The following is a 19,161-nucleotide window of genomic DNA, read 5'->3' on the forward strand; positions in this document are numbered from 1 at the left end:
TACGGCTGCTTACCGGTCCGTTCCGCCCTCTTCCGAAGGGCCTCGGCGGCTCGCCGAGAGCCTCTTGAGCGCGCGCAGCACCTTCGCGATCTTCTGCGCGCCGTCGTCGGTCAACGCGGCCGCCGGGGGCGCCTCGGGGACAGGCGGGAGCGCGGGCTCGGCGGAGGCGCCGAGCGGGATGTCCATCGCGGAGGCGAGGTACTCCGCGAGGTCGACGACGGTCGGGTGCCGCCAGATCAACGTGACGTTCAGCGAGACGCCGAGGCTCGCTTCGAGCCGGTTTCTGAGCTCCATCGCCATGAGCGAGTCGAGCCCGGCCTGCTGAAGCGGGGTGCCCGCGCCCACGCGCGACGGCTCGCAGCGCAGCACCCGAGCGATCTGATCCCGGAGGTGCGCCTCCAGCGCGGCCCGGCGCTCTCCCGGAGGCGCGGAGGCGATCTGCGATCGGATGGAGCCCGCGGCGCCCCGCGGGTCCGCCTGGCCGGCGAGGTCGTCGGCGAGCTCCGCGAGGAAGGGCGAGCGCGCCGCGGCGAGGTGGAACTCCTGCCAGCGGCGCGGGTGAAAGCGCATGGCCGCGCGCTGGACGGCGCCCTGCGAGAGGAGCCGCGCGAAGGTCTCGACGCCCTCGTCGGGCGCGAGCCCATCGAGGCCGCGTGAGGCGAGCCGCTCGCCCCGGTTCTCCTGGGCCGCGGCGAGGCCGACCTCCCTCCAGGTGCCCCAGTCGATCGCCGTCGCCGGCAGCCCGAGCGCGCGCCGGTGGTGCGCGAGCGCGTCGAGGAACGCGTTGGCCGCGGTGTAGCTCGCCTGCCCCGGCGAGCCGAGCAGCGCGGTGGCCGAAGAGCAGAGCACGAAGAGGTCCAGCGGCCGGGCCCGCGTGAGCTCGTGCAGGTTCCACGCGCCGAGGACCTTCGGCGCCATCACGCGCTCCGCGCGCTCGTAGCGGAGCCGAGCGATCGCGCCGTCGTCGAGGAGCCCCGCGGCGTGGATGACGCCCCGGAGCGCTGGCATCGAGCGATCGATGTCGTCGAGCACCGCATCGACCTCGGCCCGAACGGCGACGTCGGCGCGGGCGACGCGCACGTCGGCCCCCGCCGCGCGGAGCGGGGCGATCGCCGCCTCGGCCCGCTCCGAGGCAGGGCTCCGCCCGAGGAGGACGAGGTGGCGAGCCCCCTTCGCCACGAGCCACGCCGCGAGGCGCAGGCCGATGCCTCCGAGGCCGCCCGTGATGAGGTACGTGGCGTCCTCCGTGATGCGCGGCTCCTCGTTGCGGGCAGGGGCGATCGGCGCGTCCTTGGCGCCGTCGAGCGAGAGGACGACCTTGCCCATGTGCTCGGCGCGCGCCATGAGCGCGAAGGCCTGGCCCGCGTCCGCGATCGGCAGGACGCGGCGCGGGAGCGGCCTGAGCTCGCCGGCCGCGAAGAGCGCCATGACCTCCTCGAAGAGCGCGCGCATGTCGTCGGGCCGCTCGACGATCATCCCGCGGAGGTCGACGAGCGCGAAGGTCAGCTTGCGCAGAAAGGGCCGGAGCCCGATCCGCCGATCGGCCTCGTAGTCGCGCATGCCGAGCTCGATGAAGCGCCCGTAGTCCCGGAGGAGCTCGAGGCTCCTCGGGATGAAGTCGCCGGCCAGCGAGTTCAGGACGACGTCCACGCCCTGTCCCCCGGTGCGCTCGTCGATCTCGCCGGCGAAGGAGAGATCGCGCGAGCTCATGACGTGCTGGACACCCATCGCAGCGAGGGCGCTCCGCTTCTCCTCCGAGCCGGCCGTGGCGAAGATCTCCGCCCCGGCGCGCGCCGCGATCTGCACGGCCGCCATCCCCACGCCGCCCGCCGCGGCGTGGATGAGCACGCGCTCGCCCCGCCGCAGCCGCGCGACGTGGTGCAGGGCGTGAAAGGCGGTCAGGAACGCGAGGGGGATGGAGGCGGCGTCCTCGGCGCTCATCGAGGGAGGCCGGGGGAGCACGAGCCGGCGCGGGGCGACGGCGTGCGTGCCGAGGCAGCGGGACGCGAGCGCGATCACCTCGTCCCCCACGCGCAGGTCCTGGACCCCGGCGCCGACCGCGACGACGCGACCGGCGCACTCCCGGCCAAGCGGCGGCCCCGAGGCGTCCGTGCCCGGGTCGGGGAGCGCCCCCAGCGCGAGCAGGACATCGCGGAAGTTGAGGCCCGCCGCTGCGACCTCGATCTCGACCTCGTCCGCGCTCGGCGCGCGGCGCGGGCGCGCCCGCAGCACGAGCCCATCGAGCACGCCCGGCCGGTCGGTCTCCAGGCGGAACGCGCGGTCGCCCGCGCGCACGCGCGGCGGCGCCTCCGCGGGTCGGTCCGCGCGCACGAGCCGCGCGACATGGCGATCTCCGCTGCGGAAGGCGATCTGGTCGTCCGCGCCGTCAGCCCCGAGCTCGCGCGCGAGCGCGTCGAGCGCGCCCTCCGCGAGCGGGTCGAGATCGACGAGCGAGCAGCGCAGCTCGGGGTGCTCGTGCATGAGCGTCCGCCCGAAGCCCCAGAGCGGCGCCTGCGCCACCGCGCACGCCGCCCCCTCCCCTTCCACAGGCTGCGCGCCGCGCGTGACAAGCCAGAGGCGGGGGGCGTCGCGGTAGCCGGCCTGCGCGATCGCCTGCGCGAGCCCGAGAGCGCTGCCGCACGTGAGCGCGCAGGCGGCGCTCAGCGCGTCGGCCGTGGCGGCTTCGGCCGGGACCGCGTCGAGCGAGACGAGGTGGACGATGGCGTCCGGCGCAGGCCGCCCCAGCTCGGCGGCGGCCTCCCGGAGCATCGTCGCGATCCCGTCGGCGTCCTCCAGCTCGACCTCGAGCTCGCGGGCCGCGATCCTGCGGTAACGCGGCCCCCGCCGGACCAGCACGCAGGCGGCGCCGGCGTCCGTGAGGCGCCCGAGGAGCGCCTCGCCGACGCCCCCCCGATCCGCGAGGACGAGGACGGTCAAGGGCCGCTCGGCGGGCGCTCGCGCCGCGGCGTCCGCCTGCGCGAGCCGCCACGCGACCTCGTAGTACAAGGCGCTCGCGGGCTCGGTTTGCCCGAGCTCGACGCGCTGGAACGACAAGCCGAGCACCTCGGCGACCTCGCGGCCGCCGGCGTCGATCAGCCGAACGTCCGCGATCGCGCGCTCCGCCACGGCGCCGGCGTCACGATCGCGCAGGACGATGTGACACGCGAGGTCGGTCTCGATCCGCTCGCCCACGCGGAGCCGCTCCACGCCGACAGGCAGCATGCAGGCGGCGCCGCCCAGGCCAGAGGTCGCGACGGAGAGCGCAGCCTGGAAGCATGCGTCGAGGAGGGCCGGATGAATGACGTGTCCGGCGGTCACGAGCCGCTCGGGCAGGCGCACCCGGGCGAGGCCCTCGCGGAGGCCGCAGCGGACCTCGACGACGCCCTGGAAGCGGGGGCCGTAGGGCAGGCTCATCGCCGCCATGTGGGCGTAGTGCTGCTCCCGCGAGAGGACGCGGGTGCACCGCGCCTCGATGGCGGCCCGGTCGAGCGGCGGCCGCTCCTCGGCGCCGGCGGCCGCGCGCACGGCCCCTCGAGCGTGCCGCGTCCAGGGCGACCCGGCGTCGCGCCGATCCGCGTCGGCGGCAGCCCCGGACCTGCTGAAGATCTCGAAGGTCGCCCGGTCGGCGTGGTCGACGCGCAGCACCGTCTGCACGACCTGCCCGAGCTGCGCCCCCGTGTCTGGCAGCGCCAGCGCGTGCTCCAGGAGCATCGCCTCCACGGCGTGCGGACCGGGGCCGAGGACCGCGCGCGCAGCAGCGAGCGCCATCTCCGCATAGGCGGTGGCCGGCAGGACGACCGTCGAGGCGACGAGGTGATCGGCCAGGTACGGCACGCGCGCGGCCGAGAGCTCGACCTCCCAGGTGTGCACCGCCGGATCCGCGGAGAGATCGCGGCGCTCACCGAGCAGCGCGGCGGCGCCGCGGGCGCGCGATCGCGAGGGCCCGCCGGGCGGCGCGTCGATCCAGAAGCGCTCGCGCTGCCACGGGTACGAAGGCAGCGCGACCGGCGGGTGATCCCCCGGGTAGAGCTGCTTCCACGCGACCCCCGCGCCGAGCACGTAGAGCGCGGCGAGCGAGGTCCGGAGGACGCGCCGCTCGTCCTCGCCGCGCCTCGACGAGGGCAGGCAAGCGCCCCGGCGCGACCCCGCCGAGAGCCCGTCCTCGATCGACGGCAGCAGCACGGGGTGCGGGCTCGCCTCGAGGAACGCCGTGGGCCCCTCCGCGCTCAGCGCCTCCACGCCCGCGGCGAACCGCACCGGCTCCCGCAGGTTTCGCGCCCAGTAACGCGCGTCGAGCTCGGGTCCCTCGACGTACCGCCCCGTCACGGTCGAGAGCATCGGCACGCGCGCTCGCTGCGGCCGGATCCCCGCGAGCTCCCCCACGAGCTCGTCGAGCACCCCCTCCACCTCCGGGCTGTGCGACGCGACGTCGACCTTGACGCGCCGGCAGAAGACCCCGCGCCCCTCGAGCCGCGCGAGCACCTCGTCGAGCGCCCGCGCGTCGCCCGACAGCACCGTCGACCGGGGACCGTTGCTCGCCGCGATCGAGAGCCGCTGCTCGTACCCGACGAGCGAGCGCTCAGCCTCGGCCACCGCGAGCTCGACGAGCGCCATGGCGCCGCGCCCGCTCACACGGCGCATGAGGCGGCTGCGCCGGCAGATGATCCGGGCCGCGTCCTCGAGGCTCAGGACGCCGGCGACGTGCGCCGCGGCCACCTCGCCCATGCTGTGCCCGAGCACCGCGTCGGGCTCGATGCCCCAGGACCGCCAGAGCGCCGCGAGGGCGACCTCGATGGCCCAGAGCACAGGCTGCACGACGTCGATCTCGCCGAGCCGCGACGACGCCTCATCCGCGCCGATCTGAGCCGTCAGCGACAAGTCGACGTGCGGGCGCATCGCCTGCTCGCAGGCCTCGATCGCGGCGCGGAACACAGGCTCGGCCTGGAGGAGCGCGCGCCCCATGCCCACCCACTGCGAGCCTTGCCCCGGAAAGACGAGCACGAGCCGGGGCGGCCGCTCCTCGACGACGCCCGACGCGACGCCGGGGCGCTCCGCCAGGAAGGCGTCGAGCTGCTCGACGAGCTCCGCGCGCGTGGCGAAGACCGCCGCGAGCCGGTGCGGCTCGTGGCTGCGGCGGACGCTCGCCGTCCTGCACACGGCATCCACGGGCGGCGCGTCTCCGGAGGACAGCAGGTCCTTGTAGGCACGGGCAAGCGCCGCGAGCGCGCCGGCGCTGCGGGCCGAGATGGGGAGCACGAGCGGCCCCGAGGCCGCCGCCTCCGGAGGCGGCTCCGCCTCCCGTGCCTCCGCGAGCACGACGTGCGCGTTGGTGCCGCTGATGCCGAACGAGCTGACCCCGGCGACGCGCCGCCGGACCCCGCGCCGCCACGGGAGCGGCTGCCGCGGGATCACGAGCGGCGTGCCGTCGAGCGACAACCGCGAGCTCAGCTGCTCGAAATGAGCCTGCCCGGGCACCGTCTCGTGCCGCATCGAGAGCACGGTCTTGATGAGCCCCGCGACGCCCGCGGCCGACTCGAGGTGCCCGATGCTCGCCTTGGCCGAGCCGAGGACGCACCGCGACCCGTCCGGCCGCGGCGCGCCGAAGACCTCCTTGATCGCCTCCACCTCGATGGGGTCGCCGAGCGGCGTGCCCGTCCCGTGCGCCTCGATGTAGTCGACTTGCTCCGCCCGGATGCCCGCGCTCGCGAGCGCCTTGCGCAGCATGCCGCGCTGCGCGAGCCCGTTCGGCGCGGTGAGCCCGTTGCTGCGGCCGTCCTGGTTGACCGCCGAGCCCAGGATGAGCGCCCAGATCTCGTCGCCGTCTCGACGGGCATCCGCGAGCCGCTTCAGCACCAGCACGCCGCAGCCCTCGCCGCGGCCATAGCCGTCCGCGCGCGCGTCGAACGTCTTGCAGCGGCCGTCCGGCGACAGGGCGCGCATCTGCGAGAGCTCGATGTGCCCCTCGGGCGAGAGGATGAGGTTGACCCCGGCCGCCAGCACCATCTCGCTCTCCCCGGAGCGCAGGCTCTGGCAGGCGAGGTGCACCGCCACGAGAGACGACGAGCAGGCGGTGTCCACCGCCATGCTCGGCCCGTGCAGCCCGAGCGCGTACGCGACGCGCCCGGGACCGACGCTCAGCAGATCCCCCGTCCCGCTGTACGTCGTGATGCCGTCCGTTCCCAGCCGGTCCTGCCTCACCCAGCCGTAGTCGTGGCGGTACACGCCGACGAACACGCCGACCGACCGACCTTGCAGCTGGTCATGAGGCTGCCCTGCCCGCTCGAGCGCCTCCCAGCACACCTCCAGGAGGATGCGCTGCTGCGGGTCCATCTCCTCGGCCTCGCGCGGCGAGATCCCGAAGAAGCCCGCGTCGAACCGATCGACGTCGCGCAGGAACGCGCCGCTCCGCGTGTACATCCTGCCGGGCACGTCCGGGGACGGGTCGTAGAAGGCCTCGACGTCCCAGCGGCCCGCAGGGATCTCGGTCACCGCGTCCCGCCCCTCGCGGAGGAGCTCCCAGAACGCCCCCGGATCGTCCGCGCCGCCGGGGAACCGGCACGCGAGCCCGACGATGGCGATCGGCTCCTCGGCATGTCCGAGCGGCGCGGCCGCGCTCGAAGGCCGCGGGAGCGGCGCGGGGCTCGAGGCCACGGCGTCGTCGCGCGGATCGAGGTCCTCCTGGAGCGCCGCGTCGAGGTAGCCGGCGAGCGCCTGGATCGACGGATAGCTGAAGAGCAGCGTGTCCGAGCTCGTGAGGCCCGATCGCTTGTCGAGCAGGCCGCGCAGCTCCACCGCGCCGAGCGAGTCGAGCCCGAGATCATGCAGCGGCCGCGTGGGATCCAGCGCGCCCTGCGCCGGGACCAGGCGCGCGACGCACGCGGCGACCTCTTCGAGCAGCGCGCGGCGCCGCTCGAGCGCCGCCGTCCCGCGCAGCAGCGCTCGAAGCGGGGGCTCCCGCGTCGCGCGCCCCGTCAGCTCCGGGGCTCGCTCGGCGAGGGCCCCGTCCGTCGCGCCGCGCTCGATGACGAGGACCGGGTACCGCTTCCGCGCGAGCGCCTGCGACGCGCCGCGCTCCGCCGACCCGTCGGGGAGCGGCGAGACCGCCGCGCGCGCCGCGGGAGGCCCCTCCTCGACGACGACGTGCACGTTGGTCCCGCTCATCCCGAAGGCGCTCACGCCCGCGATGCGCCGCTGCCCGCCGCGCGGCCACGGCCGCCGCGACGTCGGCACGTCGAGCCTCCCGCCCTCCAGCGAGAGGCTCGGGTTGAGCTGCCTGAGGTGCAGGTGCGGGGGGATCTCCTCGTGGGCGAGCGAGAGCACGACCTTCATCAGGCCCGCCATCCCGGCCGCGGCCTCGAGGTGCCCGAGGTTGGTCTTCACCGATCCGACAGCGCACCGGACGCCCGGCCCATCGCCCAGCGCGCGCCCGATCGCCCGCGCCTCGGCGCGATCGCCCGCCCTCGTGCCCGTCCCGTGCGCCTCGATGTAGCCGATCTGCTCCGGGGTCACGCCCGCGCGCGCCCACGCCGCCCGCAGCATCGCCTCCTGCGCCTCGGGGCTCGGCGCGAGCAGCCCGTCCGTACGGCCGTCGTGGGTCGAAGCCCCGCCCCGGAGCAGCGCCCAGATGCGATCCCCGTCGCGCTGCGCGTCCGACAGCCGCTTGAGCACGAGCGCGCCGCCGCCCTCGCCCCGCACGAACCCGTTCGCCTCGACGTCGAACGTGCGGCAGCGCGCGTCGGGCGAGAGCACCCCCATCTTCCAGAGCTTCACGCTCCCGAGCGGGCTCAAGATCCAGTGCGCGCCGCACGCGAGCGCCACGTCGCACTCGCGCCTCCGCAGGCCCTCGCTCGCGAGGTGCACGGCCATGAGCGACGACGAGAACGCCGTGTCCACGACGAGGCTCGGCCCGCGCCACCCGAGCACGTGCGAGACGCGGCCGGCGAGCAGGCTCGCGCTCTCGCCCGTCAGCCGGAAGGCGTCGATCGCCGCGCCGTGCTGCGCCTTCAGCTGGGCGTACTCGCCGCCGCACGCCCCGACGAACACGCCGCCCGCGCGCCCGGCCGACCCGAGCGGCGCCTGCCCGGAATGCGCCAGCGCTTCCCAGCAGAGGTCCAGCACCAGCCGCTGCAGCGGGTCCATCTGCTCCGCCTCGGCGTCGGAGATGCCGAACCGCCGCGCGTCGAACCGCTCGATCCCGTCCACGAATCCGCCGCGACGCACCGCCGCTTCCCAGGGCTCTCCGGGGCGGAGGCCCGCAAAGGCCCAGGGCCCCCAGCGCCCCTCCGGCACCTCGCGGATCGCGTCCACCCCGTCCCGCAAGAGCCGCCAGTAAGCCTCGGGATCGCCCGCGCCCCCAGGGAACCGGCACGAGAGCCCGACGATCGCGATCGGTTCGTCGGCCGTCGCGACCTGTGGCGCGCGCGGCAGGAGCGCGGTGCTCGGTGCTTCGGCCAGCGACCGCGCGACAGCTCGGAGCAGCCGCGTCGCGCCGGTCAGGAAGAAGAGGTGGGGCCCGGGCAGCACCTGGAGCTCGAAGGCGCCGTCGGTGTGGCGCGCCCAGCCGAGGAGATCGTCGCGAGGGATGTCGACGTCCTCGCTCCCGCCGAACACCGAAACAGGGATCGCCAGCGGCGGCTCCTCCTGGTGCTCGTAGCCACGGATCACCTCCGCATCGGCGCGCAGCGCCGGCAGCGCGAGCCGGAGTACGTCGGGATCGAGCAGCGCCTCGGGCACGACCCCGAAGCGGCGCAGCGCGTCGATCGCCGAGGCGTCCTCGGTCTGCAGCGAGGCGACCCCGTCCGCCCTCGCGCGGAGCGGGTTCGGCAGGTGGGGCGCCGGGTACGCCGCGACGAGCAGGTGCTCCGGCGCGGGGGCGCCGCGGCGGCGCAGCTCGCGCGCGAGCTCGAAGGCGACGAGCGCTCCCTTGCTCGCGCCGAAGAGGGCGTAGGGGCCGTCCAGATACGGCTCGATCGCCGTGGCCACCGCCTCGACGAGCCGCGCGATCTGCGTGATGGGCGGCTCCGCGAACCGCTCCTGGCGCCCGGGCAGCTGGACGGCGCACACCTCGATGTCCGGCGGGAGGCTCCGCGGCCAGGCGCTGTAGGCCGACGCGCTGCCGCCGCCGTGCGGGAAGCAGAAGAGGCGGAGCCGTGGCTTTCCGGCGGCGCCGGTCGCAAAGCGGCGGATCCAGCGATCGCCGCGATCGGGCGCCGGCGCGCGATGCATGGCGGCGGGAGCGGGCGGAGGCGCCGCCACCGCGATCGCAGGGGGGGAAGACGGCGCGCCCTCGGCCCCCGCGGGCGGCGCCGGCTCGACGGACGAGGGCGGGCGCTCAGCGCCGAGCTCCTTCACGAGCCACGCGGTGAGCTGCGTGAGGGTCGCCCCCTGCGAGAGGTCAGCGAGCGGCAGCGCCATCCCGAGATCGGCCCGCACGCCGTTCCGGAGCTCGACGGCCATCAGCGAGTCCAGCCCGAGATCGCGCGGCGAGTCGAGCGAGGAGACGGCGGACACCGGGACAGAGAGGACGTCGGCCACCTGCCCGCGCAGGTAGTCGTCCAGCCGGCGATGCATCTCGCCCGGGCTCTGGGCGCGGAGCTCGTCCAGCGACACAGCGCCTCGCCGAGCGCGGCGGGCGCTGCGCTCGATCGCCTGCTTGAGCTGCGTCCGCCCGATTCGACGGAGGTGCATGCCCTCGACCCTGGCCAGGACCGCGCCGCCCTCGTCGAGGAGGTACACGTCCCCGCAGAGATCCTCGCCTTCGGACGGGCGCAGGACGGCGTGGGCATAGACGGCGTGGTGCGAGGCGGAAGCGTAGTCCTGGCAGCGATCCACGCGCTGCCCGATGAACGTCTGCCCGGACTCGCGCGCGAGCTCCTCGTAGCCGGGGACCGCAGCCATCAGCACCTGGCCGTAGACCTCGTCCATGCACATGCTCATGACGACGTCGCGATCGATCTCGACGCCGCGCGGGCGCACGACGTCCTCCGAAGGGAGCGCGAGCCGCGCGACGGCCTCGCCGTCCCTGCGCCAGATCCGCTCGATGACCTGGAAGCTCGCGCCGACGTAGTGCTCGTCCCGGCGCCACAGGCGCGCGTAATACTCGGCGCCGTCCCGCTCCTCGCTGCAGCGCGCCTTGAGCGCCTCGATCGAGCGCGCCGCCGGGCGGGGCGGAGCCGTGCCCGAGACGCGCACGCGGCCGGTCGTGTGAAGCGTCCAGCGGTCCGCGCCGGAGCCCTCCGGCGCAAGGCTGACGAGCTGGAAGGACGCGACGCCGGGCTCGCCGGGCGTGAGGATCGTCTGGACCGTACGGGCGCCGGACTCGGGCAGGATGAGCGGCTGCGAGAACGAGACCTCCTCGTACTCGATGCCGACCGTGGGGCCGAACGCCGCGACGGCAGCCGCGGCGACAAGCGAGAGGTGGACGACGCCCGACACGACAACGCGGCCGTAGATGCGGTGATCGCGCAGCACCGGGAGCATCTCGGCGGCGAGCTGCGATTCGAAGATCACGTCCCGGATCGCAGGCGACACGAGGCGCTGCCCGAGCAGCGTCGCAGGCGCCCCCACGGGCGATGGGCCGACCGCCGTCTCCTCTCCCCGTGCCTGCGTCAGCCCGGCCTCTACCCAGTGCCGCTCGCGCTGGAAGGGATAGGTCGGGAGCACGAGCTTTCGGCCCGCCCGGTCGCGGTCGAAGCCCGCGAAGTCCACCTTCGCGCCTCGCACGTACAGCGCCCCCAGGCTCTCGAGCATCTGCGCGCAATCCGAGCGCTTCGGCCGCAACGACGGCAGCCACACCCCCGCCCCCTCCGGCACGCACCGCCGCCCCATCGCCGAGAGCACTGGGCTCGGCCCCACCTCCACGAACGCCTCCGCCCCCGCCTCGTGCAGCGCCCGTATCCCCTCCATGAACCGCACCGGCGCGCGCACATGGCTCGCCCAGTACCCCGCCTGCGTCACCTCCTCGCGCGCCGCCCTCCCCGTCACGTTCGCGATGAGCTTCCGCTGCGGCGCCACCATCGTTACCTGCGACGCCGCCCGCTCGAACGCCTCCACCATCGGCGCCATCAGCGGCGAGTGGAACGCGTGCGATACGTTCAGCCACCGGCTCTTGACCCCGCGCGCCCCCAGCGCCTCCACCACCGCCGTCACCGCGCCGCGCGCCCCGGACACCACCGTCTCCGACGGCCCGTTCACCGCCGCGATCGACGCCTCCGCCGCGTACGGCTCCACCGCCTCCGCCACCGTCGCCTCGTCCGCGAACAGCGCCGCCATCGCCCCCTGCTTCGGCAGCGCCTGCATCAGCCGCCCTCGCGTCGCGATGAGCCCGAGCCCCTCCGACAGACCGAACACCCCCGCCACGCACGCCGCCACGTACTCGCCCACGCTGTGCCCGAGCACCGCAAAGGGCTCGATCCCCCACGCCTTCCACTGCGCGCTCAGCGCATAGCCCACCGCGAACAGCGCCGGCTGCGTGTACTCCGTCTCGTCGAGCGGGCTCGCCTGCCCCTCCGCCGCGTACAAGACCTCGATCAGCGGCCTCTCCAGGTGCGGCCGCAACAGCGCATCGCACTCCTCGATCGCCCGCCGGAACACGGGCTCGGTCGCGAACAGCTCCCGCCCCATGCCCGCGTACTGCGCGCCCTGCCCGGTGAACAGGAACGCCACCTGCGGCGTCTCCTTTCGCTCCACGCGGCCCTGCTGCGTCTGCTCCGCTCGCTCGCCCCGCGCGAACGCGCCGAGCCGCGCCGAGAGCTGCTCGCGCGACGACGCGACCACCGAGAGCCGATGCGCGAAGCGCGCTCGCCCCGCGCGCGCCGTGAAGCACACGTCCGCCAGCCGCTCCTCCGGGTGGGACCCGAGGTGGCGCTCGTAACGGTCGGCGAGCACGCGCAGCGCCTCTTCGCTCCGCGCCGAGACGCAGAGGAGCTCGACGGGTCGCTCGGGCGCCGAGGCGGCAGCCGCCTGCGCCGCGGGCGCGCCGCCGAGGACGACGTGGGCGTTCGTGCCGCTCGCCCCGAACGAGCTCACCCCCGCGATGCGACGGCCGTCGACCGACGGCCACGGGATCCTCGTCGCCGCCACGCGCACCGGCAGCCGGTCCCACTCGATGTACGGGTTCGGCGTCTTGAAATGCAGGTGCGGCGGGATTTCCCCGTGATGAAGCGAGAGGGCCACCTTGATGAGCCCCGCGATCCCCGCGCCTGCCTCGAGGTGGCCGATGTTTGTCTTCACCGAGCCGAGGAGGATCGGGCGCTCGGGCTCGCGCCCGGCCCCGAGGGCCGCCGCGAGCGCGCGCACCTCGATCGGGTCGCCGAGGGGCGTCCCCGTGCCGTGCGCCTCGATGTAGTCGACGTGGTGCGGCTCCACGCCGGCGTTCGCGAGCGCTTCGCGCACGAGCATCTGCTGCGCCGACCCGTTCGGGACCGTGAGGCCGCTGCTCGGGCCGTCCTGGTTCACCGCCGAGCCGCGGATGACGGCGAGGATGCAATCGCCCGCCGAGACCGCGTCGGACAGGCGGCGGAGCACGACGACGCCGCAGCCCTCGCCCCGCCCGTAGCCGTCCGCCGAGGCATCGAAGGTCTTGCAGCGGCCCTCGGGGGAGAGCACCCGCGTCTTGCACAGCACGATGTGCGCGGCAGGGGTCAGGATGAGGCTCACGCCGGCCGCGAGCGCGAGGTCGGTCTCCCGGCTGCGCAGGCTCTGGCAGGCCAGGTGGACAGCGACAAGCGAGGAGGAGCACGCGGTGTCGACGGCGACGCTGGGCCCCTGGAGCCCGAGGAGATAGGAGAGCCTGCCCGGCGCAAAGTTGAGCGCCGTGCCGGGGCCGAAGTAGGCGTCGAGACCGGAGAGCGACGCGCTCGCCCCGAGGACATGGGCGTAGTCGCTCGAGGAGATCCCGACGAAGACGCCGGTGCGGCTGTGCGCGAGGCGATCCGGCGCGATGGCGGCGTCCTCGAGCGCCTCCCAGCTCACCTCGAGGAGCAGGCGGTGCTGCGGATCGAGGCTCTGCGCCTCGCGCGGCGACATGCTGAAGAAGCGCGCGTCGAAGCCGTCGACCTGATCGAGGAAGCCGCCGCGGGCCGTGTACATCTTGCCCGGCGCGTCGGGGTCCGGGTCGTAGAACGCGGCCGCATCCCACCGGTCCTCGGGCACCTCTCGGGTCGCGTCCACGCCGTCGCGGACGAGCTGCCAGAGGGCCTCCTTCGTGTCGGCGCCGCCGGGGAACCGGCAGCCGATGCCGACGATGGCGATCGGCTCGCTGCGGGCCGACTCCGCGGCAGAGAGCCGCGCGCGGAGATCGCGCAGCTCCAGCAGGGCCCGCTTGAGGACGGGCGAACGGTCAGCGTCGGCGCTCACGACGCGGCGTCCTGCGGCGCGCCGCCGAGCTCCGCGGCCAGGAGCGCCTCCAGCTCGTCCTCGGAGAGCCGATCGAGCGACGCGTCCTCAACGCGCGCGCGCGCCCGCGCCCCGGCAGGCGGCGGAGCGTGCGCGAGCGGCTCGGCCTGCACAGCGAGGGCGAGGACCTCGCGCGCGAGGAAGCCGGTCATGGCGTCCACCGTCGGATGCTCGAACGCGAGCGTGGGCGGCAGCGAGCTGCCGAGGCTTATCTCCAGCCGGTTGCGCAATCGAACGCTCATCATCGAATCCATGCCCATCTGAAAAAATCCCTGGTCCGAATCGAGCGCGAGCGGGTCTGCCATCCCGAGGATCGACGCTGCCGCTTCCCGGACGTGCGCCGTGAGGAGCTTTCCCCGATCGGCTGGCTCGGCCTCGTCGAGACGCCTGCGAAACGCGCCCTTCGCCTCGCCGCTCGCCGTGCTCGGCTCCGCCGGGATCTCGATCCGATCGAGCAGCGTCCGGCGCCGCCGGGCCTCGAAGATCGCCTTGAAGAGGCGCCAGTCGACCCGCGCGACCGTGCGCTGCGCCGGGCCTCCCTGGATCACCGCGTCGAGCGCCTCGAGCACGTGCGCAGGCGGCATGACGCCGAAGCCCATCTGCGCCGCGAAGCGCTGCACGTCGGCGGTGATCATGCCGCCGCCGCCCCAGCCGCCCCAGTTGATGCTTTGCCCCGGTAGACCGAGCGCGCCGCGGTAGTGCGCGAAGATGTCCATGAAGTGGTTGGCCGCGGCGTACGCGCCGAGCCTCGCCGCGCCCCAGACCGCGGCCGGCGACGAGAAGCAGACGAAGAAATCGAGCGACAGATCGCGCGTCAGCTCGTGCAGGATCCACGTGCCAGCGACCTTGGCGTGGAGCACGGACCGGAGGAGCTCGACGTCCGTCTCCAGGAGCGACGTGTTCGATGTCACGCCCGCGGCGTGGAGGACGCCGCGCAGCGGCAGGCCGGCGGCGCGCACCGCCAGGAGAGCCTCGGCCATGGCGGCCGGATCGCCCGCGTCCGCGGACAGGGCGCGCACGGTCGCGCCGCGCGCCTCGAGCGATCGCACGAGCTCCACCTTCTGCCGCGCGTCGCTGCCGGGCGCGAGCGTGTCCCAGAGCTCGCGCGGCGGAAGCCCCCGCCGGCCCAGGATGACAAGGTGGCGGGCGCCCCGATCCACGAGCCATCGGGCCACCTGAAGGCCTGCCCCGCCGAGCCCACCGGTGACGAGATAAGCGGCGTCGGCCCGGAGCGCGAGCGGCTGCGCGGGCATCCTGGGCCCGTCGCTCCGGACCAGGCGGGCCACGTAGCGCTCGCCGCCGCGGAGGGCCACGAAGTCCTCGCTGTCGCGGGCGTCGATCGCGCCGAGCAGGCCCCGTGCCTCATCGCTGCTCGCCCTGGGGTCGAGATCGATCGCGCGGCCCCACAGCTCGGGGTGCTCGAGGGCAATCACCTTCCCGAGCCCCCACAGCGGCGCCTGGGCGAGCGCGAGATCGTCGGAGCCGCGCGGCACCGGCTGAGCGTTGCGCGTCACGAGCCACAGGGGCGACGCCTGGTTCGAGCGCGCGAGGGCCTGCACGAGGTGAAGCACCGCCGTCGTACCCTTCGCCTCGTCCGCCGCGAGGGACGCGACGCTCATTTGCGCAGGCGGGGTCGCGTCGAGGCTCCACAGGTGGACGACACCGCGCAGAGGGCCTGAGACCCGCGCCTCCGCGAGCAGGCGATCGAACGCCTCCGGCTCCTCGGGCGGGACGGCCCACGGGCCCTCCGGCGGCGCCGCGAAGCGCGGGGCCGGGCGCACCAGGAGGGCGCCTTCGCCGCGCCGCGCGAGCAGGCGCGCCAGATCCTCGCCGAGCCCGCTCGCGTCCGTGAGGATCAGCCAGCGGCCAGCTGGAGCGGGCGCCGGCGCCGCGGTCGCCGCCGGCGGCGCCGCCTCCCATGCGAGCTCATAGAGCCACCCGTCGAGGCGCGCCCCGACGATGCGCCGCGCCGCCTGACGATCGGGGACATCCAGGCAGAGGCCTCGGACCTCGGCCAGGAGCCTGCCCTCGGCGTCGAGCAGGCGGAGATCGCCGGAGAAGCCCGCGTCCGCCGACGGTGGGTGGACCGTGGCGTGGCACCACGAGGCCGCGCCGGACGACGGCCCGGCCGCATGGAGGACGAGCCGCTCGAGCCCCGTCGGGAGGAGCGCCTCGCCCTCGATCGGCGGCGTCTCCGGATCGTGCGCGAGGGACGCGAGCAGCTCGAACGCCGCATCCAGCAGCGCTGGATGGAGCCCATGGGCTCCCGGGTCCGCGGCCGCCGCATCCGGGAGGCGGAGCCGGCCGAGCGCCTCGCCCTCCCCGCGCCACACGTGCTCGATGGCCCGCATCGCCGGACCGACCTCGAGCCCCCGCCCCTGGATCTGCGCGTAGCACGCCGCGCCGTCGCAGGTCGTCCCGGCGCTCGCCTGCAGGGCTTCGAGCGAAGGCCCGTCGCCCGTGAGGTCCCTGTCGGCGTCTGCGGCCCGAACGCGGCCCGACGCCCGGAGGATCCCGCCGCTCGGCTCGCTCCCGGGCCGCGAGGCGCGGCTCCAGATCTCGAACGATGCCGCGCCCGCGGGCCCGGGCGTCAGGATCAGCTGCAACGTCACCTCCGCGTCATCCTCCAGAAGGAGCGCGTCGCGGAGGACGAGATCCTCGAACACCCTCCCGCCGGGAGGCAGGAGCGCCGCCGCAGCGCCGAGCACCATGTCCACGAAGATCGCGGCCGGCACGAGCGCGATCCCCTGAAGGCGGATCGCGCAGAGGGACGCGCGCCGCTCCCGATCGAGATCGAGCTCCCAGTACTGCTCGCCGGCGAGGCGGGCCGAAGCGATGTGCCGATCGAGCAGCGGATGCGACGCGCTGGACCGTGAGGGCGCCGGGACCCCGGGGGCCGGCGCGGGCGCGGGCGCCGGCGGCGACACCCAGTACCGCTGCCGCTTCCAGGGGTAGGTGGGCAGCGGAACGAACCGGCCGCCCGGCGCGTCGAGGCGCGACAAGTCCAGCGGAGCGCCCGCCGCGTAGAGCCGGCCCAGCGAAGCCCGCAGGGTCATCCGCTCCGGCTCGTCGGACCTGGTGGACGGCACGAGCGTGCTCTCGCCGCCCTGCGGCCGGAGCACCTGCTCGATAGCGCCGAGCAGCAGCGGGTGCGGGCTGATCTCGATGAAGGCGTCGTATCCATCGATCCCCATCTGCTGGATCGCCTGCGCGAACAGCACCGGCTCCCGGAGGTTCCGCGCCCAGTACTCGGGGCCGAGCGCCGCGGGCTCGTGCGGCGCGGCGGTCACGGTCGAATAGAAAGGCACGGCCGCCGCGCGCGGCGCGAGGCCGGCGAGCGCGCGCACGAGCTCCGGCAGCAGCGGGTCCATCTGCGGGCTGTGGCCGGCCGCGGTCGCGCCCTTGACCTTGCGCGCGAAGATGTTGCGGCGCACGAGCTTCGGGAGGAGCTCTTCCAGCGCCGCCGGATCGCCGGACAGCACGGTGGACGCGCGGCCGTTGCAGACGCCCACGGCGACCCGGTCCTCGAAGCCGGCGAGCGCCGCGCGAGCCTGCTCCGCCGAGAGCGCGACGACCACCATCGCCCCCTTGCCCTGCACCCGCCCGAGGATCTCGCTGCGGCGGCAGACAAGGCGCGCAGCGTCGTCGAGGCTCAGCGCGCCCGCGACGTGCGCCGCGGCGATCTCCCCCATGCTGTGGCCGACGACGGCCTGCGGCTCGACGCCCCACGACCGCCACAGCGCGGCGAGCGCCACCTGCATCGCGAACGCGACGGGCTGCACGATCTCGAGCCGCTCCCACGCTGCCTCGGCGTCCGCGGCGGCAAGCTGCTCGACGACCGACCCGACGAAATACGGCGCGAGGGCGCGGTCGCACGCGAGCAGCGCCTCCCGGAACACCGGCTCGCGCTCGAGGAGCCCGCGGCCCATGCCGACCCAGTGGCTGCTGTGCCCGGAGAAGACGAACGCGATCCGGGGCGAGCGGCCGAGCTGCACGTTGCCGGCGAAGAAGCGCGGGTGGACCTCCTTCTGCAGGAAGGCCGAGAGCGCCTCCGCGAGCTCCTCGCGGGATCCACCCACCACCGCGAGCCGCCGCTCGAGGTGCGCGCGCCGGAGGGACGCGGTGTGGCAGAGATCCGCGAGCCGCAGGTCGGCCCCGTCCGCGAGCCGCAGGTGGTAGGCTCGTGCCAGGTCGTGCAAGGCGTCCACGCTCCTCGCCGAGATGGGGAGCAGCCACGCATCGCCGGGGACGGGCCTCGCAGCGGCAGGCGAATCGGCGATCTCGGGCGAGGCGCTCCGACCGGGAGCGTCCCCGAGGGGCGCGGGGGCCGAGCGGGGCGGCGCCTCGAGGATCACGTGCGCGTTGGTGCCGCTCACGCCGAACGCGCTGACGCCGGCGATGCGCGCCGCGTCGCCTTCGGGCCACGGGACCGCGCTCGTCGGAATGACGAGCGGGAAGCGGCCCTCCGTGATCTCGGGGTTCAAGCGCTGGAAGTGGATCTGCGGCGGAATCTCGCCGTGGCGCAGGGCGAGCACGACCTTGATGAGCCCTGCCAGGCCGGCGCACGCCTCCAGGTGCCCGATGTTGGCCTTCGCGGAGCCGAGCGTCAGCGGCGCGTCCTCGGCGCGCCCCTCGCCCATCTCCGCGACGAGCGCGTTCACCTCGATGGGATCGCCGAGCGGCGTGCCGGTGCCGTGCGTCTCGATGAAGCGGACCTCGGCCGGAGCGACGCCGGCGCTGGCGAGCGCAGCGCGCAGCACCGCTCGCTGCGCGGTGCCGCTCGGGACCGTGAGCCCGCTCGAGCGACCGTCGTGGTTGACCGCCGAGCCGCGGATCACCGCGAGGACGCGATCGCCGTCCCGCTGCGCGTCGCGGCAGCGCTTGAGCACCACGACCGCGCCCCCCTCGCCGCGCACCATGCCGTCCGCGGAAGCATCGAAGGTCTTGCACCGCCCGTCGGGCGCGAGCGCGCGCATCCGCGAATAGAGCACGTTCACCGCCGGGGTGAGGATCAGGTTCACCGCGCCGACGAGCGCCATGTCCGACTCGCCCGCGCGCAAGCTCTGGCAAGCGAGGTGCGAGGCGACGAGCGATGACGAGCACGCGGTGTCGAGCGCCACGGCCGGCCCGTGCAGCCCGAGGACGAACGACAGCCTCCCCGCCATCGTGTTGACCGAGTTCCCGGTGCCGATATAGGGGTCCAGGGCGGAGAGCCCGCCCTGTCCGGCGATCTGCGCGTAGTCGGCGGTCGCGACGCCGACGAACACGCCGGTGCGGCTGCCGGCCAGCCGATCGGGGGACTGTCCCGCGTCCTCGAGGGCCTCCCAGGAGAGCTCGAGCAGCAGGCGCTGCTGAGGATCCATCATGGAGGCCTCGCGCGGCGAGATCCCGAAGAACGGGGCGTCGAACCGGTCGACGTCGTGCCCCTTCAGGAACCCGGATCGACGCGTGTACATCTTGCCGGGCGCGTCGGGATCGGGGTCGAAGAACGCGTCGCCGTCCCAGCGATCGCGCGGAACATCCGAGGTCGCGTCGACGCCATCCTTCAGGATGCGCCAGTACGCCTCGGGGCTGTTGGCCCCGCCGGGGAAGCGGCACGCGAGCCCGATGATGGCGATCGGCTCCTTCTGCGCATGCAGGACCGCGTCGAGCCGGGCGCGCATCTCCTTGAGCGCGAGCGTCGCCCGCTGCAGGGGGCTCAGCTGATCGAGGCGGTCACGGACATCCTTCATGGTCGGTTTCTCGACGCGGTGTCGCCCTGGTTTC

General features: G+C 74.8%; 2 protein-coding genes. Both read right to left on the minus strand.

Annotation, left to right across the window (positions count from 1 at the left end; genetic code table 11):
* Window positions 1-9 precede the first annotated feature (9 nt).
* Complete coding sequence (locus WME75_RS21800; protein ID WP_437494035.1) at window positions 10-13,356, minus strand: SDR family NAD(P)-dependent oxidoreductase; 13,347 nt, start codon at window positions 13,354-13,356, stop codon at window positions 10-12.
* A complete protein-coding gene (locus tag WME75_RS21805; RefSeq protein WP_437494038.1) occupies window positions 13,353-19,127 on the minus strand; it encodes a type I polyketide synthase in 5,775 nt (1,924 codons plus the stop codon). Before WME75_RS21805 ends, WME75_RS21800 begins: the two co-directional genes overlap by 4 nt.
* Window positions 19,128-19,161: the final 34 nt, after the last annotated feature.

It is taken from the genome of Sorangium sp. So ce1014 (assembly GCF_051521505.1).
Taxonomy (GTDB): domain Bacteria; phylum Myxococcota_A; class Polyangia; order Polyangiales; family Polyangiaceae; genus Sorangium.

Coding starts and splice junctions, on each gene's coding strand:
- WME75_RS21805 (WP_437494038.1), bottom strand. CDS start 19,127: ATGAAGGATGTCCGTGACCGCCTCGATCAGCTGAGCCCCCTGCAGCGG.